The sequence below is a fragment of the Methylobacterium sp. P1-11 genome (assembly GCF_008329595.1).
Lineage (GTDB): Bacteria > Pseudomonadota > Alphaproteobacteria > Rhizobiales > Beijerinckiaceae > Methylobacterium.
Genome location: NZ_NPKS01000009.1, coordinates 153,042 through 176,467, shown reverse-complemented (window position 1 = coordinate 176,467; position 23,426 = coordinate 153,042). Strand labels below are relative to the sequence as shown.

Annotated in this window: 14 protein-coding genes; 5 read left to right on the top strand and 9 right to left on the bottom strand. The window is 71.8% G+C overall.

Translation table 11 applies throughout. The features are described 5' to 3' along the window. Positions 1-46: 46 nt before the first annotated feature. The gene (locus tag CIW48_RS11840; RefSeq protein WP_149310950.1) at positions 47-1,387 is read left to right on the top strand and encodes a lipopolysaccharide biosynthesis protein; all 1,341 of its coding nucleotides are present in this window, start codon (positions 47-49) and stop codon (positions 1,385-1,387) included. Further along, positions 1,384-2,523, top strand: a complete 1,140-nt coding sequence (locus CIW48_RS11835; RefSeq protein ID WP_149310949.1) for a GNAT family N-acetyltransferase — start codon at positions 1,384-1,386, stop codon at positions 2,521-2,523. Before CIW48_RS11840 ends, CIW48_RS11835 begins: the two co-directional genes overlap by 4 nt. 270 nt (positions 2,524-2,793) lie before the next feature. On the opposite strand, the gene CIW48_RS11830 is transcribed toward CIW48_RS11835, so the two are convergent. After that, positions 2,794-3,084 (bottom strand): hypothetical protein, encoded by a 291-nt coding sequence (locus CIW48_RS11830; RefSeq protein WP_149310948.1) that lies wholly within the window; start codon positions 3,082-3,084, stop codon positions 2,794-2,796. A 170-nt stretch (positions 3,085-3,254) separates the two neighbouring features. On the opposite strand from CIW48_RS11830, the gene CIW48_RS11825 reads away from it, so the two are divergent. Continuing rightward, entirely contained in the window at positions 3,255-3,509 is a 255-nt protein-coding gene (locus CIW48_RS11825) for a hypothetical protein (RefSeq protein ID WP_091787868.1), read from the top strand. A gap of 10 nt (positions 3,510-3,519) precedes the next feature. Here CIW48_RS11825 and CIW48_RS11820 read toward each other — a convergent pair whose 3' ends face one another. The 3 genes from CIW48_RS11820 to CIW48_RS11810 form a co-directional block, all read right to left on the bottom strand. Then, entirely contained in the window at positions 3,520-5,877 is a 2,358-nt protein-coding gene (locus tag CIW48_RS11820; protein WP_149310947.1) for a PAS domain-containing sensor histidine kinase, read from the bottom strand. 190 nt (positions 5,878-6,067) lie between these two features. Then, positions 6,068-8,689, bottom strand: a complete 2,622-nt coding sequence (pepN, locus tag CIW48_RS11815) for an aminopeptidase N (protein ID WP_149310946.1) — start codon at positions 8,687-8,689, stop codon at positions 6,068-6,070. Between the two features lie 134 nt (positions 8,690-8,823). Beyond that, on the bottom strand, positions 8,824-9,993 hold the full coding sequence (locus CIW48_RS11810) for an acyltransferase (RefSeq protein WP_149310945.1): 1,170 nt from the start codon (positions 9,991-9,993) through the stop codon (positions 8,824-8,826). Between the two features lie 619 nt (positions 9,994-10,612). Between CIW48_RS11810 and CIW48_RS11805 the strand changes: the two genes are divergently transcribed. Continuing rightward, positions 10,613-11,326 (top strand): hypothetical protein, encoded by a 714-nt coding sequence (locus CIW48_RS11805; RefSeq protein WP_149310944.1) that lies wholly within the window; start codon positions 10,613-10,615, stop codon positions 11,324-11,326. Positions 11,327-11,403: 77 nt separating this feature from the next. Here CIW48_RS11805 and bcsN read toward each other — a convergent pair whose 3' ends face one another. Genes bcsN through bcsA form a run of 5 tightly spaced genes read right to left on the bottom strand, consistent with a single transcriptional unit; the run spans position 11,404 to position 20,510 of the window. Then, the gene (bcsN, locus tag CIW48_RS11800; RefSeq protein ID WP_246695206.1) at positions 11,404-12,414 is read right to left on the bottom strand and encodes a cellulose biosynthesis protein BcsN; all 1,011 of its coding nucleotides are present in this window, start codon (positions 12,412-12,414) and stop codon (positions 11,404-11,406) included. Continuing rightward, complete coding sequence (locus CIW48_RS11795; RefSeq protein ID WP_149310943.1) at positions 12,411-14,420, bottom strand: hypothetical protein; 2,010 nt, start codon at positions 14,418-14,420, stop codon at positions 12,411-12,413. Before CIW48_RS11795 ends, bcsN begins: the two co-directional genes overlap by 4 nt. Beyond that, positions 14,405-15,550, bottom strand: coding sequence for a glycosyl hydrolase family 8 (locus tag CIW48_RS11790; protein ID WP_149310942.1), 1,146 nt, complete (start codon positions 15,548-15,550; stop codon positions 14,405-14,407). Before CIW48_RS11790 ends, CIW48_RS11795 begins: the two co-directional genes overlap by 16 nt. Next, positions 15,547-18,117: a cellulose biosynthesis cyclic di-GMP-binding regulatory protein BcsB gene (locus tag CIW48_RS11785; protein WP_149310975.1), complete on the bottom strand. Its 2,571-nt coding sequence runs from the start codon at positions 18,115-18,117 to the stop codon at positions 15,547-15,549. Before CIW48_RS11785 ends, CIW48_RS11790 begins: the two co-directional genes overlap by 4 nt. Positions 18,118-18,122: 5 nt before the next feature. Next, entirely contained in the window at positions 18,123-20,510 is a 2,388-nt protein-coding gene (gene bcsA / locus CIW48_RS11780) for a UDP-forming cellulose synthase catalytic subunit (RefSeq protein WP_173009247.1), read from the bottom strand. A 433-nt stretch (positions 20,511-20,943) separates the two neighbouring features. On the opposite strand from bcsA, the gene CIW48_RS11775 reads away from it, so the two are divergent. Next, a complete protein-coding gene (locus CIW48_RS11775) occupies positions 20,944-23,364 on the top strand; it encodes a response regulator (RefSeq protein WP_149310940.1) in 2,421 nt (806 codons plus the stop codon). The last annotated feature ends 62 nt before the right edge of the window (positions 23,365-23,426 follow it).

Genomic DNA, 23,426 nt, shown 5'->3' with positions numbered 1-23,426 from the left:
CAGAGATCGGCCTCCCGCCGAGTTCAGGACCGGCGCGGAGCGCGTAGTGTCTGCCACGGCTCTCCCCGTCCTCGCCTTCCGGCGCCTCTGGGCCTTGCGCAGCGGTCCCCAGCGGGCGGCCCTCACGGTCTTCGCGATTCGCGTGGGCTCCGCCGGCTTCGCCTACGGCGCCCAGGTCCTCGCGGCGCGGCTGATGGGCTGGGACGCCTACGGGATCTTCGCCTCGGTCTGGGTCTGGACCGCGATGCTCGGCCACACCCTGACCCTCGGCCTGTCGCAGGGCGCCTGTCGGTTCGTGCCGGGCGATCAGGCCCAGGGCGATCTCGACCTCGCGCGCGGCTACATCCGGGCCGGTGCCCTCGTGACCGGCGGTGCGGCCCTCGCCATCGCGGGACTCGGCGCGGCCCTGCTGATGCTCGAACCGGACCTGTTCGCCCCGGCCTATTGGGCCCCGATCGCGGTCGCGCTCTGCGTGATGCCGCTCTTCGCGCTCCAGGATTACCTTGAGGGCGTGGCGCGCAGCCAGAACTGGGTCGGGCTGGCCATCGCGCCGCCCTACCTCCTGCGCCAGACGCTGATGATGGCCTGCATGGTCGCCGCGATACGGCTCGGGGCGCCCCCCCGCGCCGAGGTGGCGATGGGCTGCATGCTGATCGCCGCCGCCCTCGCGACCGCCCTGCAGGCCGCCCTGCTCGCCGCGCGGCTCCGGCGGGCGATGCCGGCCGGGCCCCATCGCTACCGGTGGCGCACCTGGCTCGGCACGAGCCTGCCGATCGCCGCCATCGACCTCGCCAATGCCGGCTTCACCTTCGTCGACGTCATCGTGCTCGGCGCCCTGGTGAGCCCCGCGGAGGTCGGGATCTACTTCGCGGCGACGCGGATCCAGCAATTCGTCGTGTTCGTGCACTACGCCGTCAGCGCGGCGACGCTCCAGCGCTACAGCGCCGCCCGGGCGCAGGCCAACCGCTTCCTGCTCGCCGAGCTGGTCCGCCGCCAGGGCCGCATGACGGCGGCCGCGACGCTCGTGGTCGGCGGCGCGATCCTGGCCGTCAGCCCCCTGCTGCTCGCCATGTTCGGCCCGGGGCTCGGCGACAGCGTGCCGATCCTGTGCGTCCTCATCGCCGGCAGCGTCGGGGCGAGCCTGTTCGGGCCGGGCGAGGATCTCCTGACCATGCTGGGCGGCGAGCGGCTCTGCGCCGGCATCACCGTCGGGAGCCTCGTGGCCGCCGCCGGCCTCTGCCTCGCCCTGGTCCCGGCCTTCGGGACGCTCGGCGCCGCCGTGGCGGTGGCCCTCGCGACCGTGGGTCGGGCCGGGCTTCTGGCCCGGGCCGCCGGGCGGATCCACGGGCTGCCGACGCCGGTCTGGGCCGCCGGGATGGCCCGATGAAGGTGGCCAGCATCGTCCGCGCGCCGTCCGACGCCGGCTTCGCGCTGACCGACGCACCGGATCCCGTCGCCTGGGATGCGCTGGTCACGGCGAGCGCCGCCGCGCACCCGCATTTCTCGCGGCACGTCATCGACGCCCATCGGACGGCGGGTCTGCTGCCGGCCGGACTGCGCTACGTCACAGTTCGCCGGGGGGATCGGCTCGTCGCGCTCCTGCCGTTCGTGCCGGCCCGCGACCTGTCCGGTCTCGGCGGCAAGATCCTGCGGCCGTTCCTCTCGCCCTTCGTGACCGCCACCGCACCCCTGATCGCCGGCGGCCCGGACCGAACCGCCGACGCGCAGGCCCTGGTGGCCGGTCTCGAATCCGCCTCCGCCGGCCGCGCCTGGCGCTGGCCGCTGCTGGCGACCGGGGCGGGTGGCGTCCCGGAGATGCTGGCGGCGATGCGCGGACGCGGATGGGCGATCGGCACGGTGGCGGCGTTCGAGCGTCCAATCATGGACCGGCGCGCCGACCATGCGGCGTTCCTCGCCGATCATCCCAACCGGGCCCGCTTCAAGGATCTGCGCCGCCGGGCGCGCCGTCTGGCGGAGACCGGAGCCGTCGCACATGTGAGCGCGACGGGCGGCGCGGACCTCGCCCGACTCGTCACGGCGTTCCTCGATCTGGAGCGCACCGGCTGGAAGGGGCAGGCCGGCACCGCCATGGCCTGCCGGCCCGAGAGCGCCGCGCTCGCCCGCGTCCTGTTCACCGCGGCCGCCGGCCCGGTCGGGATCCGGGCCGACGCGCTGACCCTCGACGGGCGGCCGGTCGCCGTCAGCCTCGCTCTGGTCACCGGCGGCACCGCAACCCTGCTGAAGACCGCCTACGACGAGGATCTGCGCAGCCATGCCCCGGGCCTCCTGCTGGAGGACGAGATCGTGCGGGCCTGCCACGAAACCGGCTTCGCCGACCGGCTCGATTCGGCCACGCTCGAAGGATCGGTCCTGGAAGGCCTCTACCGCGACCGTCATCCGGTCGCCGAGATCATCGCCGTCCCGCCCGGCCGGCAGGTCATTTCGCTGGAACGGCGCCTCCGGCTCGCCCGGTTCGAGCGGGAGGCCCGCGCCGCCGCGAAGCGGGCCCTCCGGCGGCGCTAGACGGGTCTCCGGTCCCGTGTCCGCCACCTGTCGCACGATGGGGCCGGCGCTGCGGTCCAGACGACGCGCGCCCGCTCGCGTGCGGGCTCAGGCCGCAGGGCCGCTGCCACACTCTGTCCTTCCGGGGCCGCATAGCCGTGCCCGAGAGCCAGACCCGCCGAGGCGTCACGCCTCGGTGCAAGGATGGGTCTGGATCGCCCGCTTCAGGCGTGCCGCTCCGGGTCCGGGCTCGCCGACGGCGCCCCGACATGGCGTCGCCGGATCGGCCGGTCAGCGGCTCCGATACGGACCGTCGCCCTGCACCTGATCGTAGACGCCGTGCCCGGTCCGGGCCCGATAGGCGCGGCCGGCGATCGCACCGGGGGTCGGCGGCGTGCCCGGCTGGGCGAAACTCGTCTCCGGCCGATAGGCCGGCCCCCAGCCGATCTCCTCGTCGCCGGCGGGATCCTTGCCGGGAAAGCCAGTGACGTAGCCCGTGCTCTGGGCAAGGGCCGGCCCGGCGGCGAGCCCGAGCAGGAGCAGGAGCGCGAGGGCGCAGCGGCCCGTTGTTCTGGATGGCATCGGTCGTATTCTCCACGTCCGGTCCGCCGCGCGGACCATCTCGAGAGCAAACACGGGTCGGGGACGGAGGGTTTTCCGGGCGTGTACTCATGCCGCGGGAGGAAGGGCAGCCGGGCCGCTCGGACCAGCGGCTGCCCGGGCGGCAAACGATGATCGCGGAGGCGGGCGTCATGGACGACTGGAAGGCGGGATTCGAGGCCGAATTGCGAGCCATGGCGATCGCAAACGGCGACGCCGCCTCGGCGCAGCTACCGGACCTGCTGCGACGCCTGAGCCGGCATCAGGCCGGTCTCGGCGGCAACCCAGTCCTGTCCCTCTATCGACGCTGGCGGATCCGGCGCCTGGGGCAGGCCGTGGCGGAGGCGCGCTGGCACGCGGAGCAGGGGCGCCTCGCCCGTCTCGGCGGCCTCGATCCGCGTCCGTGAGCGGTTCCGGTCAGGCGGCGGCGGATCGGCCGGTCGCGCTCCGGCCCGCCCGCGGCAGCTCGCGCAGCGCCTTCGCGGAGACCGCCGCCACGACCGGATCCGCGCGATCGGCTCGTGTGGCCGGCAGGCGCACGAGCACGATGGTACCCACCGACTCCTCTGAGCGGATCCGGAGCGCGCCGCCATGCAGCTCGACCATCGAGCGCGTGATGGCGAGGCCCAGGCCCGAACCCTTGTGGCAGCGGGTCATCTGCCGCTCGACCTGGGTGAAGGGCCGACCGAGCCGAGCGAGGTCGGAGCGCGGAATCCCGATGCCGTTATCCTCGATGTAGAGGTGCGTGCAGGCGCCGGCGCGGCGCGCACGCACGGCGACGCGTCCGCCGGCCGGCGTGAACTTCACGGCGTTCTGCAGGAGGTTGGCGAGGATCTGCCGGATCGCATGGGGATCGGCGAGGAGGTCGAGCCCCGGGGCCACATCGACGCTGACGGTGATCGCCTTCTCGCGGGCGGCCGCATCGACAGGGGCGAGAGCGGCCGTGATCGCGGTCTGCGCGGAAATCACCTTGGGGCTGAGCTGCACCCGGCGCGCCTCGAGCCGGGCCATGTCGAGGATGTCGTCGATCATGGACAGCAGGTTCGAGCCGCTCTCGCGGATGTCGCGGCAATATTCGGTGTAGCGCGGGGTGCCGAGTGGGCCGAGCACGGCGTTCTCCATCACGTCGGCGAAGCCGATGATGGCGTTGAGCGGCGTGCGCAGCTCGTGGCTCATATTGGCGAGGAACTCGGCCTTGGCTTGGTTGGCCGCCTCGGCGGCCGCCTTCTGGTCGAGGTAGCGCTCGGCGAGGTCGGCGAGCTGCTGGGTCTGGAGTTCGAGGGTGCGGCGCGACCGCTTGAGGTCCTTCACGGTCTCGATCAGTTCGCGCTCGGAGGCGAGGAGCTGCTCCTGATTGCGCTTCAGGCTGGTGATGTCGGTTCCGACCGAGACGTAGCCGCCGTCCTTGGTGCGCCGCTCGCTGATCTGAAGCCAGCGGCCATCCGTGAGTTCGGCCTCGAAGGTGCGGGCGGCCATGCCGGTCAGCGCCATCCCGGCATCGGGCGATTCCCGCCGGACCTGGGGCAGCACGCCCCGGCCCATCACATCCGTGTAGCTCCGGCCGGATTGGGCGTCCTCCGGGCTGAGGGCGTGGAGGTGGCGGAACTTCGAATTGCACAGCACCAGGCGGTTGCCGGTATCCCAGAGCACGAAAGCCTCCGAGATCGCCTCGACGGCGTCGCGCAGGCGCATGTCGGCCGCCGCGTTGGTCTCCTCCAGAGCCCGCTGCTCGCTGATGTCGGTGGCGATGCCGACCAAGTGGCGCCCTCCATCGGCGGCATCGGCCACGACCTCGGCGCGGGCCCGCAGCCAGACATAGGCCCCGTCGGCGCCGCGCATCCGGAAGGCGTGGTCGATCTGCGTCTGGTTGGCCGCAAGCCCTCGGGCGAGGCTGTACAGGTCGCCATCGTCGGGATGGACCAGGCCGTTGACGTCCCCGAACGAGAGGTACTCGTGCTGCCGCCGGTAGCCGAGCAGCATGTACATCGAATCGGACCAGTAGATCCGGCCGCGGGCGATGTCCCAGTCCCACAGGCCGCAGGCGCCCCGGCGCAGGGCGGTCTCCAGGCGACCGCGGATCTGCTCACGGGCGCGGTCGGCCCTTGCCGCCTGACGGGTCTGCAGCCCGTACGCGAAGCCGACGCCGACGATGACGAGGGCCGCGGCCGCGATCAGGACGATCTGGTCGCGGGTCCGCGCACTCCAGCCGCGCAGCAGCGGCTCGATGGGCTGAAGCACCGCCACCTGTCCCGCGCCGCCCGGCAGGCTGTGCATGGCGGCCAGCACGCTCTCGCCCCCGGGGAGTTCGAGGGCCATGGCGCCGGCGCGCTCGCCGAGACCGGAGAGCGGCTCGCTGTCGCCGAGCACGGCGGCCAGCGTCGTCCGGTCGGCAGGCAGCGGCGGATGGGCGGCCAGGATCCGGGTGTCGGACCGGACCACCAGCAGGCGGCGGCCCGGATGCCGGTCGCTCTCCGGCATCAGCGCGCGCAGGTCCTCCGCCGCGGCACCGCTCGGATCGACCGCCCGGGCCGCGAGCCGCGCGAAGCCCTCGACCTCGCCGCGGGCGCCCGCCAGGATCTCGGCCCGCTGGCCCTGAATGTGGAGGGCCGCGAGCCCGACGAGGCAGGCGAGAAACATCGCAAGCGTGCCCGGCACGGCGTAGCGCAGCCAGCGCTCGGCCTGTCCGAGCCGCGGATCCCGAGCCCGCATCGGCCAGGAGATCGTGAGACTCGAATCCGCACGCGCGGAGATGGAAGCGGAAGCCGCCTCCGGCATGGCCGAACCTCACCCGTGGGAAACTGTGATCCGGTTGGGGGCACCGGGCCCCCGAAGGCCCCCCCGAATCTCAGTGAATACAACCACCTTGGGGGGGCATTTGTCCACGGATTTTTTACCATAAGGGCTTGACGGAAGCCCGGTGTGGCGCGGCAGCCCGAGAATCGATTTCTACCGAGGGTTCAAGCGTTTAGCCGTCTCCGAGAGTCCGCGCGAGGATGTCGGCCGAGTCCCGGGAAAGGCCCGGGATCGCCTTGATCCCATTCAGCATTTCGACCGCTTTGGCGCCGCGCGATTTTTCCAGCCGACGCCATGATCCGAAGGCCGTGAGCAGCCGCGCGGCAACCTGTGGGTTGGTCGAATCCAGCGCCGCGACCGTATCGGCCACGCGGGCGAAGCCTGCGCCGTCCCGCCGCGCGAACTGGGTCGGATTGCCGAACGCGAAGCTTCCGATCAGCGCCCGGACGCGATTCGGGTTGGTCATGGTGAAGGCCGGGTGCTCCTGGAGGCGGGCGATCCGGTCGAGCGTGCCCGGTTCCGGGATCTGCGCCTGGATGGCGAACCACTTGTCGAGGACGAGGGGTTCGTCGGCGTAGCGCGCTGCGAATTCCGCGAGCGCGGCCTCGCGGGTCTCGCCCGGAATCAGCGCCAGGGTGCCGAGGGCGGCGAGCCGGTCGGTCATGTTGGTGGCCTCGGCCAGGCGCTCGGCGGCGCGGGCGGCGCCGGCCTGGGGATCCCCGGCGGCGATCAGGTCGAGGGCGGCATTGCGGAGCGACCGGCGCCCCGCCGAGGCGGCGTCGGGGCTGTAGGGCGCGCCGGCTTCCGGCGCGAGCGCCGCGTCGATCGCCTCGAGCCGCGGCCGCAGAGCCTGGCCGAGCCGCGCGCGCAGGGCGAACCGCGCCCGGTGGATCGCGTCGGGGTCGACGTCGGCCGGCACGGCGTCGGCGGCCTCGCCCTCGCTGGGCAGGGCCAGGACCAGCGCCGCGAAGGCCGGATCGGCCAGGGCCTCACCGTCGAGGAAGCGGCCGAGCGCCGCCGCGAAGGCCTCTGTCCGGTCGTCGTCGGGATCGAGGATCAGCCGCAGCGCCACATCCTGCGCCGCCTGCCAGCGGTTGAACGGGTCGCTGTCCTGCGCGAGGAGCCGCATCCGCTGTGCGTCGCTCAGGGTGAGGTCGAGCTTCACCGGCGCGGAGAAGTCGCGCAGGAGGGAGGGCACCGGCTCCTCGGCGACGGACTCGAACACGATCGTGCTCTCGGGCCGGTCGAGCACGTAGACGCCGTCGCGCATGTCCGGACAGGTCGCGCCGGTGAGCGGCCCGGACGCCCCGACGAGGCCGAGGGCCACGGGGATCACCAGAGCCTGCCCGTCGGATTCCGCGGTGCCGGGCAGGCTCTGGGAGAACCGGAGGCTGTAGCGCGCGGCCGCCCGATCGTAGGTGGCCGTGACCGCGAGGCGGGGTGTGCCGGGGCGCTCGTACCAGCGGGCGAAGGCGTCGAGGTTCCGTCCCGTCACCGCCGCGAAGGCCGCGAGGAAATCCTCCACGGTGGCGGCGCGCCCGTCATTGGCGGCGAAGTAGCGGTCCATGCCGGCCCGGAAGGCCTCGGGGCCGATCAGGGTCCGCAGCATCCGGACGATCTCGGCCCCCTTCTCGTAGACGGTTGCCGTGTAGAAGTTGTTGATCTCGGCATAGGCCCGCGGCCGCACCGGATGCCGCAGCGGCCCGGCATCCTCGGGGAACTGGCGCGCCCGCAGGGACCGCACCTCGGCGATGCGGTGCACCGGCCGGGAGCGCATGTCGGAGGAGAATTCCTGGTCGCGGAAGACCGTGAGGCCCTCCTTCAGGCAGAGCTGGAACCAGTCCCGGCAGGTGACCCGGTTGCCGGACCAGTTGTGGAAGTACTCGTGGGCGATGATCGCCTCGATCGCGGCGTAATCGCCGTCGGTCGCCGTCTCCGGGCTGGCCAGCACGTATTTGTCGTTGAAGATGTTGAGGCCCTTGTTCTCCATGGCGCCCATGTTGAAGTCGGACACCGCGACGACGTTGAACACGTCGAGATCGTAGGCGCGGCCGAAGGCGGTCTCGTCCCAGGCCATCGAGCGGATGACGGCGTCGAGGGCATAGCCCGCGCGGTCCTCCTTGCCCGGCTCGACATAGACCGCGCAGGTGACGGGACGGCCCTCAATCGTGGTGAAGGCGGTCTCGACCTTTCCGAGCCGGCCGCCAACCAGGGCGAACAGGTAGGCGGGCTTCGGGTGCGGATCGTGCCAGGTGGCAAAGTGGCGGCCGGGCCCGGCATCGCCGGTCCCGACGCGATTGCCGTTGCCGAGCAGGACCGGCGCCTCGGCCCGGTCGGCCTCGATGCGCGTGGTGTAGACTGACAGCACGTCGGGCCGATCGAGGAAGTAGGTGATCCGGCGGAAGCCGTCGGCCTCGCACTGGGTGCAGTAGACCCCGTTCGACCGATAGAGGCCCATCAGCTTTGTGTTGGCGGTCGGATCCACCTCGGTGACGAGCCGCAGCGAGAAGGGTTGCCGCGGCGGATCGCGGAGCACGAACCCCGAAGGGGATGCCGTGTAGGCCTCGGGCGCGAGCGGCGCGCCGTCGAGGTCGGCGGAGACGAGCCGCAGATCGTCGCCATCGAGGGTGAGGGGCGCCCCCGTTACGCCCGCCGGGTTCGGCCGCAGCATCAACGTCGCGTCGATCCGGGTCGCGTGCGGGTCGAGGCGGATGTCGAGGGCGACGCGATCGATCAGGTAGTCGCTGGGCCGGTATTCCTCGAGGCGGATCAGCGGCGGCGTCTCGGTGCGCATTCGGCTCACTCCGGGTGCGGGATCGGCCCGTTCTGGTCCCTCGGAGCGCGCGGCGCAACGATCGAAGCCGCCGAAGCGGCCTGCGCGAGACCGTCAGCGCGCGGCGCGGTCGAGAGCGTTGGGGCTGGCCCCGCTCAGAGGCCCGGGACCGGACGGCGTGCCGGCACCAGCGGCCGGTCGAGGCCGATCCTGTCGAGAAAGGCCGACAGCCGCGACCGGACGAACGGCTCGGCCCAGCGCATGACGGCGAAGCTCACCGTCAGCATGGCTCCGCATGCGGCCAGAAGGACGGGGTAGGGCGGCAGGCCGGCCGTGACGAGCCGGTGAATCAGGGCGGCGCCGTTGACGTTGTGCAGGAGATAGAGCGGGTAGGTCATCAGCCCCAGCTGGCGGGCGAGCAGGCATCCCCGCGCGCCCAGCCGGTCGCGGAGCCACGCATTGCCGCGCACGCTGGCCGCGATCATCAGGACGCAGCCCGCGAAGATGAGGCGTGGAACCAGAGGGGACTCGCTCCGGCTCATCTGGGCCAGGAACGACTGGGACGCGTCCCCGACCTCGATCAGCGCGCCCACCGCACAGAGGGCGATCACGCACAGGCGGCCGGCCGTCGCACCCTTGATCAGCGACAGCCACAGGAAGACGCCGAGCGCGAAGAAGCAGCCATGGCGCAGGAGCGTCAGTTCGGCGAGGCGCGTTGCAGCCACAGCGGTGAGGCCCGGGATCGCGAGGGTCGCGATCCAGAACAGGGCGCTGGCGCCGCCCAGCGCGGCGCAGACCGAACCGACGCTCCGGTACCGCCCGCACAGCAGCAGCATGAAGACGAGGCCGTAGAAGGCGATCTCCACGCCCAGGGTCCAGTAGACGCCGTCGATCCACGGCTCGACCGGGACGAAGAGCGCGCTGTCGAGATAGGCATGCAGCAAATGCCGGCTTGATCCCATGCGGCCGACGGCGAGCGAGACGAGGACGGTCAGCGTGGCGCAGATCCAGACCGCGGGTACGAGACGCAGGAGGCGGCTGCGCAGGAATGCGCGCGCGGTCGCGTGCTCGGCCGAGTAGGCGATCACGAAGCCCGAGATCACGAAGAACAATTCGACCCCGATCCATCCGAACCAGGTCCAGGCGAACAGACCCGGATAGGCCGCGGCACCTCCGAGGGCGCGCCCGGCCGTCGAGAGCGGCGCCTGCCACGCATAGGCCCCGAGATGGAAGATCATGACCAGCATGGCGGCAAGGAATCGCGCCGCATCGAGGCCGATCAGCTGTGCATCGTGCCGGCTGCGCTCGTGACCCTGCACCGTCATCACCGGCTCCGCCGACCAGAACCGATCTGATCCTTCGCTCCGCGTACACCCGCACCGTCGTACCGCGGCTACATCTTGCTGGGTAAGGCACTCACCTCTTTCGGGCGACGCGCCGCGTCATCGCCGGATCAGGAGGTCCGGCCGGGAACGACCGGGCACGGCAGACGCGCGCAGATGCGGACCGGCCGGCTTGCTTTGACCGCTCCTGGGGCGCGCAGCCTCGAAGCCCTGGCTGGGGACTGTCCGAGATCCTGAGCTTCGCGCGGCCGGGAGCGGGCCGAGTGACCCTCGAGCGCCTATGCTGGAGCCGCCCGCCGATGGACGGTCCCTGAGGATCGTTGAAGCAACCGCGATCCGTGCATTGGACGCGGGGCACGCCTCCTCGCGCCGGATCCCCGGCAGCGATATCCGCCACAATGACCCGAACCGGGCGCGGGCCATCCGACCGCCCCTCGAAGGTGCCGGGGTCCCGTCCGGTTCCGGTCCGGCGGCCCCTCTCCGAAGCGGGCCTTCCGCGCCCGGCCCGCGGCGGCCATCTGGCTGGCTGCGCGGTCGTGCCCTAAGGGGGCGCGGCCAGTCGCAATCAGCCGTCCGCAGGGTGAGGGAGGTCCTATTGTCCGTGGCGAACCGAGCGAGCGGGACCCGGATCGCACATTTCCTGCTGCTCGGTGCCAACCTCTTGCTCGTCATCGCCGGCATCGGGATGATCGCCGCCGGTGCGGAGGGCGGGGTGGCGACGACCGCGTTCTTCGGGGTGTGCGCCGCGGTCTCCATCTGGCGGTTGCGGCCCGACCTGCTCGAATCGGAAACCCACTCGGCCGAGAGCGTGCTCGCGCAGTATCCGGGTCCGATCGTCCTGCGGGCCTCGGTGAAGAAGCTCCTGTTCCTCGCCGCCCTGTCGGCCGGTTTCGGTGGGGTCACGCTCTGGATGCTGCTGCATGAGGCGCCGCCGATGGCGATGCAGGTTCTGCTGTGGCCGGGCGTCGTGCTCTTCCTCGGCGGTGCGCCCTTCCTGATCCTCGTGGCGATCCGGGGCTCGGCGCTGCACCTCGATGGGACAGGCCTCGCGATCGTGCAGGTCGGTCGGTCGCGGCGCATCGGCTGGCAGGCCGTGAGCGGGTTCGCGGTGGCGACCCTGCCGGGCTCGGGCCAGCGGCTGGTCGTGTTCGACGACGCAAGCGCCGGGGACACCCGCCTCGTCGCGATGAACCGCCGCCTCACCGGCCGCGGCAGCGGTCTGCCGGACAGCTATGGATTGGATCCCGAGGCCCTCGCCACCCTGCTCGCGGCCTGGCGCGCGAGCGCGGTTGGGGACGCGGCCGCGAAACCTTGATGGCGTCCCGATGGTTGCCGGTCCTGCGGCCCTTCGCCGGGCGCACCGGATGGCTTAAGGCCTGACGAGAATCGGCTCTATCGGGCCGACGGCGGCCGATAGGCTTCAGGCGGAAGGTCGCGGAAGAAGGTCTCGCCAGGCGCCTGGCCCGGTGCCGGCTTGGGTGCGATCCCGGTACCGCCACCGTCCGTGATGTAGCGCTGGTTGCCGGCCTCCGGCAGGACGGGGGCGGGAGCCTGCGGGGTCGGTGGCACGATGTAGCGCTTCTGATCGGGCGAAGCGATCGGCGGAGGAGCGGGGGGAGGAGCGGGCGGCGGCGCGACAGGCGGCGCCACAGGCGTCTGCGGCGGGGACGGCGGCGGGGTCGGTGGCCGCTGCCGCGGCGACGGAGTCTCGGGCGTCTCCGCCTCGGCGGCGACCGGCTTGCCGGGGCGGCGGGCGACCGCCTTGGGCGCGGGCCTCCGGGGCCGGATGCGCGCGGCCGCCGGCGGGAGGCGCGTTCCCGGCAGGGCGATCCGAAGGCCCTCTACCGCGCGGACGAGGTCGCCGAGGCTCGCCTCGGCTGTGCGGCACAGCCGGATCCTCAGGGAGATCGCCCGGCGCCGTGCGATCGGCTCGGCCTGGAACAGCGCGGGCGGCTGCCCGCCGGAGGCGCTGTCGCTGCGGCCGCCCTCGATCCATTGCCACGCGTAGAGACAATCGGCGCCGAGGGCGATCCCGATCGGACCGTAGGCATTCCGCAGCGGCGGCCGCACCGTCATCGCCTGCCCCGGAAACCGGACGGCGATTTCCCCGGCGATCCCGAACTCGCTGGGCTTGGCCAGCCGCGGCGGGAAGGCGAGGAGCAGATCGGCGGTCTCCCGGCGCAGGGCAATCTCGGCATGGTTGCGGCCGTCGCCGCCGGCGTAGCGCAGCCGCTGATCGAACCCGTCGCGTTCGCGCGTGTCGATCACTGCGGTGACGGCCCCGGCCCCGGGCAGCAGCAGGACGGGAGCCGTCTGCGCGGTGGCCGCGCCGCAGGCGAGGAGCCACATGACGGGGCCGAGCCGAGCAGCGAGGCTTGCGGCGAGGCTTGCGGCGCGCCTCACGGGGCGGTCCGCTCGGTCGTGCCGGTCGTGTCGTAGGCCGAGCGCGCGGGCAGCTGGAACCGCTTCGCCTCGGAATTCTCGGGGCGTCCCCGCTCGGCCTGCTGGTCTTGCCACAACGTTCCCTGGGCAGGAGGCGCGAGGAGTTCCGGCTTATCGACCCCGCGATAATCCGGCAGCAGGGCGTAGCCGAAGCGCTCATAGGGCATCGGCCCCGCGCCGGGCACGCGCCGTGCCACCAGGGGCGGCGCCGGGGCCGTGGGCTCTCTCGCGTAGGTTCCGGCGGGAACGGGCTCGGCCAGGATCCGCGCGAGCCCCGGCGGCGGGTAGCGCAGGCCGTTCTCCATCGGAACCGCCAGGGGGAACTCGTTGCGCTGAACCGCGAGGGGCTTTGCATCGGCCGCCGCGGCCGGGAGATCCGGCCGCGGCACCCGGTTGAGGGGCGGCGCCTCGGTTCTGCTCGGAACGGCCGCGTGGCGCCCGGACGCCACCGGGGCGGCGGGCGGCGCGGGGTCGCAGGGCAGCGGCGTCCCGGCGGTCGCGTCCCGGAACAGCAGGTCGACCACCTTGGGGAAGAGGCCGTCGTAGCGATTCACCGTCTCGAGATAGGGGCGCTGCCGCTTCAGCCGCTGCAGCGTCAGGGCGTAGCCGAAGACCGTGCCCTCGCTCGGCATCCACGCGACGGCCCGCTGAAACCATTCGAGGGCCGTGTCGAACTGGCAGGAATTGTAGGCGTACCAGGCGAGCCCCTGGGCACCTTCGCCGGAGGTGGTCGCCGTGACGACCTGGGCGTAGCGGGCGATGCGCGCGGGTTCGATCGCGGGCGGGCGCGGCAGCGTCAGCTTCTGCTCCAGGATGTCGATGTAGAGCAGCTCGTTGCCGACGAACCGGTCGCGCCACGCATAGGCGACCTCCTCCGCCTCGCGCTGCATGTCGAGCTGGCGCAGGGTGAGGGCGAGCCCGTGGGCGACCATGGCGTCGCCGCCCCGGGCGATCGCCTGTTTGAACCATTCGAGCGCCTCGCGGAACTGGCGCCGCTTGTAGGCATACCAGCCGAGCAGGCTGGTCTGGCTGGGATCGCCGCTCTTGCGGGCGACGGTCTGGAAGGCCGCGAGGTCGGCCGGGGTGGGGGTCTCCGCGCTCTCCTCGTGCAGGAAGGCGGCGATGCGCGCGCGGGTGATGTCGAGGCGTATCGCGTCGAACTCGGAGGCCCCGTTCGCGCCGCGGTGTCCCATCTCGATCAGGCGCTCGGCCTGCGCCATGCGCAGATGCGCCATCGCCTTCTGGATGGTGGCGAGGCGGACGCCGGAATCGGCATTTCCGTCGAGGATCGACTTGTAGAGTTCGAACGCCTCGTCCCCCGAGCCGGAATCGCCGAGGGTGTCGGCGACCGTCCAGATGCTCTGGACGTCGAGGGGATCGAGGGCGCCGGGATCGGCCCGGTAGAGGTCGATGATCGCGTTGGCGTCCTTGCCGGTGAGCGCCGTCATCCGGGACCGGAACTCGGCCCGGCGGAGCTTGCGTGCCAGCTCCTCGGAGGGCTGCCAGGCGGGATCGATCGAGCGGCGGGCCGCGATCGCCGTGCGCAGGTCGTCGAAGCGCCCGGCGGTGAACAGATCCCAGAGGGGCGCCTCCTCGGGCGGGCTCGGCTGCAGGGCGTTGAGATCCGGAGGCTCGGTCCAGCCCGGATAGAGCCGCTTGAGACGGGCGATCTCGGCCTTCATCCGCGCCGTCTGCTTCTGGGCGGCGTAGTAGCGCAGGGCGCTCTCGTCGACCATGTCGGTGGTGCGGGACGTGGCGGGGTCGGCCAGGATCGCGGGCGCGCGCGGCCCGTCGCCATAGACGATGCGGGGCTCGGTCCGGGCCGCAGGTGCGGCGTTCTGGGCGGCCGGCCCGGGCCGGGGATCGCCCTGCGCCGCGGCGGGGGCGGTCGCGAGCGCCAGCAGCAGAAGACAGGGCGCAGCCTGCCGAATGCGGGCCGGCAAACGACCGGTCAGGACTTCAGGCATGACGGGTAGCGCATGCGGGCCGCGGTGAGGGCGAGAAGGCTCAGGGTCGCCGGATAGTAGTTCTGAGTGCCGATATCGCCCCGCGCATCCTCGGGGAAGGGCGTGCCGTCGAGGGCGCAGGCCACCAGCGCCGGGATCCCCAAATAGCCGGCCTCGGTGAGCCATTCGACCTTGCGCCCGTCGCTGGTATCGACGATCGGCAGCCGCTCCCGGTCGGCGCCCGACCACAGGGCCTGGAACGGGGCAAGGTCGTCCGGTCGCACCAGCCCCGCCCAGGCGAGGTAGAGCGGGATGCGGATGGCGTTGTAGGAGAACAGAGGCGGGAAGCCGGTGGCCGGATGCGGCGCGTCCTTGGCGGAGATCCACTCGGTGGGCAGGCTGCTCGGGCCGAAGCGCGACTGGCGAAGCAGGGCGAGGCCGCTGCGCGTCAGGGCTGCCCAATCGTATTCCGGCGCCACGAGGGCGAGGCGCGGGAAGGCGGGAAAGATCCAGTAGGACAGGTTGACCAGCGGCCCGTCCGGCCGCTCCCTTGCGGAGAAGCCGGAGACCGCCGGCAGCAGCAGCGCCCCGTGCGGATCCTTGAACAGGATGGTCTTGCGCCCGAACTCGATGGCGATCCGCCGGGCGGCTGTGCGGTAGCTCGGCTCGTTCCAGGCCTCGGCCGCCTCGGTCAGCGCCCAGGCGACGAGGATGTCGCCGTCGGTGGCGTTGTTCATGTCGCTCACCGCCGGCCTCTTGTCCGGCGACCAGCGCCACGCCAGCAATTCGTCGCCGCGGACCATCAGGTTCGCCCGGGTCCAGCCCCAGATCCGCTCGAAGGTCACCCGGTCGCCTGCCGCCACGGCGAGCAGCATGCCGTAGCCCTGGCCTTCGCTGTGGCTGATCTGACCGTTGGCGGTGTCGACCACCCGGCCCTGATCGGTGATGAACCGGCTGCGGTAGGCGCGCCACGCGGCATCGTTGCCGAGCTTGCCGACGAGCGCCGGGCTTCCCGGGCGCGTGGCCGGAGCGGGCTGCGTGCCCGGTTGCGCCGTGCTCGGCGGTACCATCGGCTGCTCCTGGGCCGAGGCGGGCAGGATCGCCGCGGCGAGGATGGCCGCGGCGAGGGGGGCGCGGGCGCGGCGGCTCATGAGTTCTTCCGGCCGACGTTGCGCACGAGGCTCGTGGTGGCAAGGCCGAGGCACAGGGCCATGGCGAGGGTCATGCCGACGTAATATTCCGTGTTGATCGACAGCCACGCCGCGGAGACGAGGCGCAGGTTCGCCAGGGAGCGGGGCTGCGTCTCGACGATCTCGATCCGCTCGGCGCGGGCCGTCACGAGCGTGCCGGTCGAGGCGTCGAGGAAGGCGGCGCTGCCGCCCAGCCGGGCCCAGACCACGGGATCGACGAGGCAGGAGACCGAGGCTTTCAGCAGTGACGCGTTCGGCGCCGTGACGATGACGGTGTTACTCGACTGGACCGGCGGCCCCTCGGCGATCAGCAGCGAGGCCGTGGCCGGGACCTCGATGGCGTCGTCCGTTCGCATCTGCGCCGTCACCGTCTGGCGCAGGGACCGCGCCGTCCCGACGATCTCGTTCCAGACAGCGTCCAGGGCCGCCCAGATCTGGCGCGAGCCGCGCGTCGTGGCTTCCCAGCGGTCGATGAGTTCGCGGTCGGAGGCGAGCGCCGAGGTCTGGGCCGGACCAGCCGCATCGGCCTGGGGCGGCGGGGTCTGAGCGGGCGGAATCTGCGCCTGACGCACCTGCGGGATCAGGGTGGGAAGGGCGCAGCGCATCGGCAGGTTGCGGCGCAGGCGGTCGAGGGTGAGCACGCCCTCGGGGCCGAACTGGCCGGGCGTGGCCACCATGTCGGCGCGGCCCTCCCAGACCCGCTGGACCTGCTGCGGATCGAAGCCGACCGCTTCGAGCAGCGCCGGGTCGAGGGCGCGGGCGGGCGCGACCACGAGCTGGCTCGCATCGGATGCCACCTGCTGCTGGGTGACCGTCTCGAAGTCGATGACCCGCTCGGAGGCCATCGCCAGCCGCGCGGCCAGGGTCGCGGCGGCGTCGGCGCTGTCGCGGTCCGGTGTCGGCAGCACGAGGCGCGGGCGCTGACCCGGGCCGACGAAGGGCACGGCGCCGCCCTTGATCGCCGCGAGGTCGGGGCTGCGTGCCGCCCGGGCGAATTGCGGGATCTCGATCCGCGAGCGGTCGAGGAACAGGAAGCGCGCCTGCTTGGCCGCCGGGCTGAGGGTGTCGCAGGTCTGGTCGGCGGCGTTGGGCAGCTGCGCCGAGATCTCGACATGGTTCACCCCCGGGCGCCACAGGCTGAAGGGCAGGGGGATGGCGCTGTCGTCGAACACCTCGCCGCGTGCGTCCGGGAGCGGAATGCTGGCCGCGTTGCGTCCGTTGATGTCGATGACGATGCGGGCCTCGGAGGAGAGCCCGGCCACGTAGGCGCCGGCGAGGTGCAGCATGACCTTGCCGTAATCGGCCGGGACGAAATCCCCGGGGAAGCGCAGGTCGAAGCCGACACGCAGCAGGCGTCCGGAGAACTCGCGCGACGTCGCGCCGAGGCGGTCGAGGGTCAGGTTCTCGCCGCCATAGACCATGTAGCCGCGGAAGAGCTGCACGGCCTTGAGCCCGTTCGGCGTCCCGGTCTCGGCGGGGACGGCGAGACTGGCGATCGCCTGCCGGACCTCTTCGTCGCGTGACCCGGTGACCACCAGGGTCGGCGGTGCGTTCGGCCGCGTCGGCAGCAGGGCGAGGCGGGGCCCGGTGATCGGACCGAGGTCGGAGACCCCTTCGATCCCGCCGATCTCGGATGCTGTGCCGACCACCAGGTTGATGCCGTTGCGGCCCTGGAGGGGCGGCCCGAAGGTCACGGTCGGACGGGCGACCCGCCCCACGAGCGCGAGCGCCTGCACGGCCTCGATCATCCGCTCCAGCCGGGCCAGGTTCGGGCGCTCGTTGAGGATCACCTGGATCGGCAGGGCGCCGCTCTCGTCGGGCTCCGCGGCGGCGAGGGAGCGGACATCCATGTCGGTGGCGGTTCCGACCACGAGGCCGGACCGCGACGGGTCGATCTGCGTCCACAATTCGTAGGTGGCCGCCGTCGAGCAATCGACGCGGTGGCGCTGGCTCGCCGTGAAGGTCACGGCGTTGTAGCCGGGCTTGAGCACGCCGTCGCCGATGGCGAATTCCACCACCTTCACCGCGCCGGGCGCCTGGATGCGGGTCCAGCCGACCTTGGTGCCGTTCACGAAGGCGGCGAGTTCGGAACTCTCCGGCGCCACCGAGATCGCGGACAGGTAGGAGAGGCGCAGCCGCGCCGGTCCCCGCGTCTGCGCCTCGGTGAGGTAGACCGGATAGCGCAGGGAATCCTCCTCCCCGCTCAGGCGGAAACCCCGTGGGCCGGACGGCAGCCGGCGCGCCGGCGCGATGGTCGATTGGATCACCGCGCGCGGCGCCGCCTGCGGGGCCACTGCCCGCGGCGGCTCGGCGGCGCGCGGCACCGCCGGTCGCTGTTCCGCCGCCGCCGCACCCGGGCTTCGCGCCGGACCCGTTCCGTCCTCGGGCGGAACACGCAGGGCGTTGCCGCTCGGCGGCACCGTCAGCCGCTCGGCCGGACCCCGGCCGAGAAAGCTCTGGGCCGCAGCGGGACCGCTCGCGAGGGCGAGCAGCAGCCCCAGCGCGGGGAGGCCCAGCCGGATGCCCATCGCCGTCACGCCGCGCTCGTGCGCCGGCCGCGAAGCTCGGCGAGGGTACGCTCGTTCTCGTAATCCATCATCAGGCGGACCCAATCGTCCCCGCTCTCGGAATCGACGCCTTTAGCGGCGGTGGGGAGAGATGCCGCCGGGCTCACCGCCGAAGCCGGTACGGCCGGGACGGCGGGCACGGGGGCGGTCTCGGGCGGCGCATCGTAGACCGGCGCCTCACCGATCTCGACGGGCCGGGGGCGTCGGCTGGCGAGGAGGTAGCGCAGCGCGCGGAACGGCTCGACCAAGCCCCACCACACGAATTGCAGCGTGCCGGTGGGGATGTCCTTGTGCCGCCGCCGCCGGAGCTGGAAGCGGCGCATCGCCTCGGCGTCGCCGTACATCAGTCCGGCGAGCGCCGGGTAGTCGCGGATGGCCAGCGCGCCGAAGCTCAAGCGCAGCACGAGGTCCCGGCCGTCGCGCGTCGCGTCTTCGAGGTGCACCGGCAGGGGCGCGGTCCGCCTGGCTCCCGCCGCCGGCTCGACGCTCAGCGCCCCGCGCAACGCCGCGCGGGTGAGCCCTTGATCGAACGCGCCACTGAGGAGGCGCACGGTGCAGCTCTCGGCGGAGACGCGCTCGATCGACACGTCGGTGCTGCGCCCCGATAGGGTGAGGACGCCGCTCCGATCGATCGCCAGCGACGGCGTGCGTTCGAGCTGGCGCCGCTCGGCGCAGACGCCGAGCGAGGCGCCCGCGGTGATCAGGTTGAAGAAGTTCCACAGCCCGACCACCAGCATCAGATTGGTCACACCGGGTTCGAACAGGTAGCGCCATGCCGCGACGGCGCAGCCGAGCATCAAGAGCAGGTAGATCAGGAAGAATGGCAGCGCCAACGACGAGATATGGTCGTGGTCGAGCGTCGCGCCCTTGTTGGTGACGTTGAAGGTCGGCTTGCGCGGCGAGGCGATGACCGAAACGATTGCCTTGGCGAGGTAGACGCCCTGGATGTACTCGTAAAGTTCCGACACGAACGGCCAGCGGAACTTGCCGTAGACGTAGTTCTGGATCATCAGGTTGATGATGATGTAGGTCAGCGTGTAGGCGATCGACTCGTCCACGCTGGCCACGAAGATCTTCAGATCGAAGAAGATGTGCAGCAGCGGCGCGAACATGAAGATCAGCCGCGGGATCGGGAAGAACCAGAAGGTCATGCTGGAGAGGTAGGCGATCTTCTGGATGGGCTTGAGGCCCCTCTGGAAGAGCGGGTTCTTCAAGAGCAGGATCTGGAACATCCCCTGACACCAGCGGGAACGCTGGCCGATGAAGTCCGTCAGCGTATCCGGCTGCAGGCCGGCGATCAGCGGCCTGTCGACATAGGCGCTGGTCCAGTTGCGGGAATGCAGTTCGAAGGCGGTCTCACAATCCTCCGTGATGGTGATGCCCGAGAACCCGCCGGATTCGTCGAGGGCGGTGCGGCGCAGCAGGGCCGCCGAGCCGCAGAAGAACGAGCCGTTCCACTTGTCGAGGCCGCGCTGCGTCACCGCGTAGAACATCTCGTTCTCCGCGGGCATGCGCTCGAAGGTCCGCAGATTGCGCTCGATCGGGTCCGGATTGAGAAAGGCGTGCGGCGTCTGCACCAGGAAGAGGCGCGGGTCCTGCGCGAAATAGCCCACCGTCTCGGTGAGGAACGAGCGGAACGGGACGTGGTCGGCATCGAGCACCGCCACCAGTTCCCCCCGCGCGTGGGCGAGGCCATTGTTGAGATTGCCCGCCTTGGCGTGCTCGTTGCGCGCGCGAGTGAGATAGCAGGCGCCGAGCTCGTCGCAGAGCGCCTGCAGCTCGCCCCGGCGCGCCCGCGCTGCCGCAGCCTTGGCCGGGTCGGCATCGCCGCACTTCTGGTCGGTGCCGCCGTCGTCGAGCAGCCACACGGTCAGCTTGTCGGGCGGGTAGTTCAGCTGCCGCGCCGCCGCCAGGGTCATGGCGAGGATCGCGGCATCCTCGTTGTAGCTCGGCACGAACACGTCGACCGAGGGCAGGTCGGCGGCCGCGGCCTTGGGCGGCGGGTCGCGCTGCAGCGGATCCGCGTTAATGATCAGGCTGACGAACAGGATGAAGACGCAGTACAGCTCCGCCACCAGTAGGATCAGGCCGAAGCTGAAGCTGATCGGATCGCCCGGCGCGGGCAGGGTGTTGGTGAGCCGCCACAGGATGTAGCGGATGACCACGAGGCTGCCGAGCGCCATGAAGACGAAACGCGTCCGCGGCCCGTCGAAGACGGCCCACAGCACGATCATCGCCGCCATGGCGGCGAGGCTCATGGCGAGCTGGGCCTGCGTCCCGACCGGCTGGCTGAGCAGGGCGAGGCTGGCGATCGTCGCCCCAACCCAGGCCAGCCAACGCAACGCCTGCCTCACGCTACAGCCTCCCGGGCCAACAATCCCTCGGATCGAGGTGCAACAGCTCTATGGCCGGGTTTCTACAGCGACGATGGTCAATGGACAAACGCCATCATAATATCCGGCCCGATTTACCAGATCGTAAATTGCGGTTAATTTAGGAATACGAGGCACCAAGCAGACAGGCATCACGGCACAGTCGCGCGCGCTTGAAATGCGCAATCAAGGCCTGGCAACCTGTTGAAAACCCTGTCCGCCCCATTGGAAGCTTTGCGTTAACTGCCGAGAACGGCGCGCAGCGACCGGTCGAGGCTGTTATCCCGAACCGTTCGGACGCCGCCCCGGAGCCGTCGGCCCTGGGACCATCGCCGCCCCTTGCCTCCACCGGCGGGCTTAATCGACCCTTAACGAAAATCGAGCCTCGCTCCGTACAGCTCCGCCGGGCGAACGGATGACCGCAAAGCCGCTCCAGATCTCCCTTGGACTCCTCAACGCGCTGCAGGTGGCGATCGCAGCCGCGGCGGGGTTCGCGGCCGCCGTCCTGATCGTCGTTCCTGCCGCGCAGCCCGGGGCTTCGCAGTCCACGGAGGAGACGGTGGGTCTGGCCTCGCGCGCCTACGTCGCCGCCATCACGGCGCGGCTGCGGCAGACCGTCGACGAGGCCCGCAACGCCGCCCTGGCGCTCCGCGACGACGAGGGCCTGCTTTCGGCCGATCAGCGTGTCGCACGGCTGCGCGCCTGGCTCGCCCTGAATCCGGTCTATCGAGATGCCCTGCTCGTCGCACCCGACGGCACCGTGCTGATGGCGGGGGATGAGGGGCTGGTGGGCGGCAGCGTCGCCAGGCAGTCCTGGTTCCTGCGCGCCCGTGCAGCCGGGGTCAGCTTGGTGACCGAGGGGGCGGATGCCGAGGCGCCGTTCGCGGCTGCCGTCGCGCTTGGCGAGCGCGCGGAGGGCGACCTCCTGCGCCTCGACGCCGGACCGCGCTACTTCTCCCGGATCGAAGAGGACGTCCGCCGCAGCCTCACCCTGCCTGAAACCCTCGGCTTCCTCGTCGCCACCGCGGACAGCCGGGTGCTCGCCGGGACCCCGAGCCCCTTCCGGACGACCAGTGTCGCCGTCACGACGCCGATGCGCGCGGCGGCCGAGATCGGCTCGCCCGGCTGGCTGGTCACCGCGCAGGCCGCCCCCTCCGGGGAGCCTCTGACAGGATCGCCGAACTGGCGGATGCTCGGATTCGGCCTCGCGCTCGTGGCCTGTGCGGCGGCCCTCGGCTTCGTCGCGGGCAAGCGCCTGACGCGACCGCTGCGGCGGCTTCTGAAGGGTGAGGCGTCGGTCGGGACCGCAGGCGAATCCGCCGGCTCCGAGACATGGATCGGCGAGTTCGCAGCGCTCGCGGAGGTCATGGACGGTCACCGCCGCAGCACCGGCCTGCAGATGGCGAGAGCCGGATCGGAAGTGGCTCGGCTGAAGGCGCGGCTGCAGACGTTCGAGGCGATCTCGGGCTGGGCCTGCTGCGAGATCGACCCCGACACCGGCCGAACCCTGCTGCATGCCGGGAACGAGGGGGGCGGCGCGGGAGCCCCGTTCGCCGCCTGCTTCGCCGCCGCCGACCGGCCCTGCCTCGAAAGGACGCGCATCGCCGCGCTCGCCGCCGACGGCCCGCACGACGTGGTCCTGCGCCTGCACGAATGGCCGGACCAGCCGGTTCAGGTGAGGATGCTCTGCCTGTCCGAGGCCGGAGAGGACCGCCGGCTCTTCGCCCTCATGCGGAAGCTGCCGGGCAGCGAGGGGGCGAGCCTGCCGCAGCCGCTCGAGCCGCGCCGCAACCTCGTCCTGCGCCGCGTGACCGACGGAATTGTCCACGAGTTCAACGACGTCCTCACCGTCGTTCTGGCAAATCTGGCTCTGCTGACGCGCCGTCACGCGCTCGGCGACGAGCAGGAAAGGCTGGTCGGGCGCGCGATGGTCGGTGCACGCCGGGGCGCGGCGCTCACCCGGCGGATGCTGCACCTCGTGCGCGGCGACGAGACCGGCATCACCCTCGCAGAGACCGATCTCGCCACCACCTTCGAGGCCTATCTGCCGTTCCTGGCCGCGAACGCCCTCGGCGACAGGCCGGTCCTCAACCGCATCCCCGGCGGTTTGCCGCCCGTCCTGTGCAGCGAGCGCGTGCTGGAGCTGCTGCTCCTCAACCTGGCGTTCCACATCCGCGACGCCGGCCTCGCCGGCTTCGCCATCGCGGCGGTCGAGGGCGTTCCGGACGAAACAAACGCCGCTCCGGCTCCCTCGGCCTATGTGCGGGTCCTCGTCAGCAGCGGCCGCCGTCCGGAGGCCGCCTTGCCGCCGGTCCATACGGGGCAGACCCTGGCCTCTGCCGCGGCACTGGTCGCCGAGAGCGGCGGTCTGTGGCGCCTCATCCGCGACGGCCTCGGCGGCGAGCCCTTCCTGGCCGAGTTCTGGCTGCCGGCGGCACACGCGGCCGCGGCCAAGCTCCCCCCGGCTCGGTCCGCATCCCTGACCATCCTGCTCGTGGAGAGCGACGGCCTCGTGCGGGCGAGCGTCGCCGAGGTGCTGGCCGATCTCGGCCACGGGGTCGTCCAGGCGGCCTCCGGGGCGCACGCCCTCGAGGTGCTCGCCCGCGACGCCGGCTTCGACGCGATGATCGTCGATCAGTCGATGCCGGTGATGGCCGGCCTTCAGCTCGCCGCCACCGTCGTCGAGCGGTATCCGGACATCCGGATCATCCTCGCCAGCCCGCACGGCCAGCTGCCATCCTCCGCCGACGCGTTCCTGCGCATCGACAAGCCCTTCCGCAACGAGGACCTGCAGGTCGTCCTAGACGTGGCGGTCAATCGCGCCCGCGCCGCCTGATCGTCATCCGGTCGGACCGTCCCGAGCCAGCAGGCGAGGATGGCCGCGCACTCGATCTTGGC

Coding starts and splice junctions, on each gene's coding strand:
- CIW48_RS11835 (WP_149310949.1), top strand. CDS start 1,384: ATGAAGGTGGCCAGCATCGTCCGCGCGCCGTCCGACGCCGGCTTCGCG.
- CIW48_RS11830 (WP_149310948.1), bottom strand. CDS start 3,084: ATGCCATCCAGAACAACGGGCCGCTGCGCCCTCGCGCTCCTGCTCCTG.
- CIW48_RS11825 (WP_091787868.1), top strand. CDS start 3,255: ATGGACGACTGGAAGGCGGGATTCGAGGCCGAATTGCGAGCCATGGCG.
- CIW48_RS11820 (WP_149310947.1), bottom strand. CDS start 5,877: ATGCCGGAGGCGGCTTCCGCTTCCATCTCCGCGCGTGCGGATTCGAGT.
- pepN (WP_149310946.1), bottom strand. CDS start 8,689: ATGCGCACCGAGACGCCGCCGCTGATCCGCCTCGAGGAATACCGGCCC.
- CIW48_RS11810 (WP_149310945.1), bottom strand. CDS start 9,993: ATGACGGTGCAGGGTCACGAGCGCAGCCGGCACGATGCACAGCTGATC.
- CIW48_RS11795 (WP_149310943.1), bottom strand. CDS start 14,420: ATGCCTGAAGTCCTGACCGGTCGTTTGCCGGCCCGCATTCGGCAGGCT.
- CIW48_RS11790 (WP_149310942.1), bottom strand. CDS start 15,550: ATGAGCCGCCGCGCCCGCGCCCCCCTCGCCGCGGCCATCCTCGCCGCG.
- CIW48_RS11785 (WP_149310975.1), bottom strand. CDS start 18,117: ATGGGCATCCGGCTGGGCCTCCCCGCGCTGGGGCTGCTGCTCGCCCTC.
- CIW48_RS11775 (WP_149310940.1), top strand. CDS start 20,944: ATGACCGCAAAGCCGCTCCAGATCTCCCTTGGACTCCTCAACGCGCTG.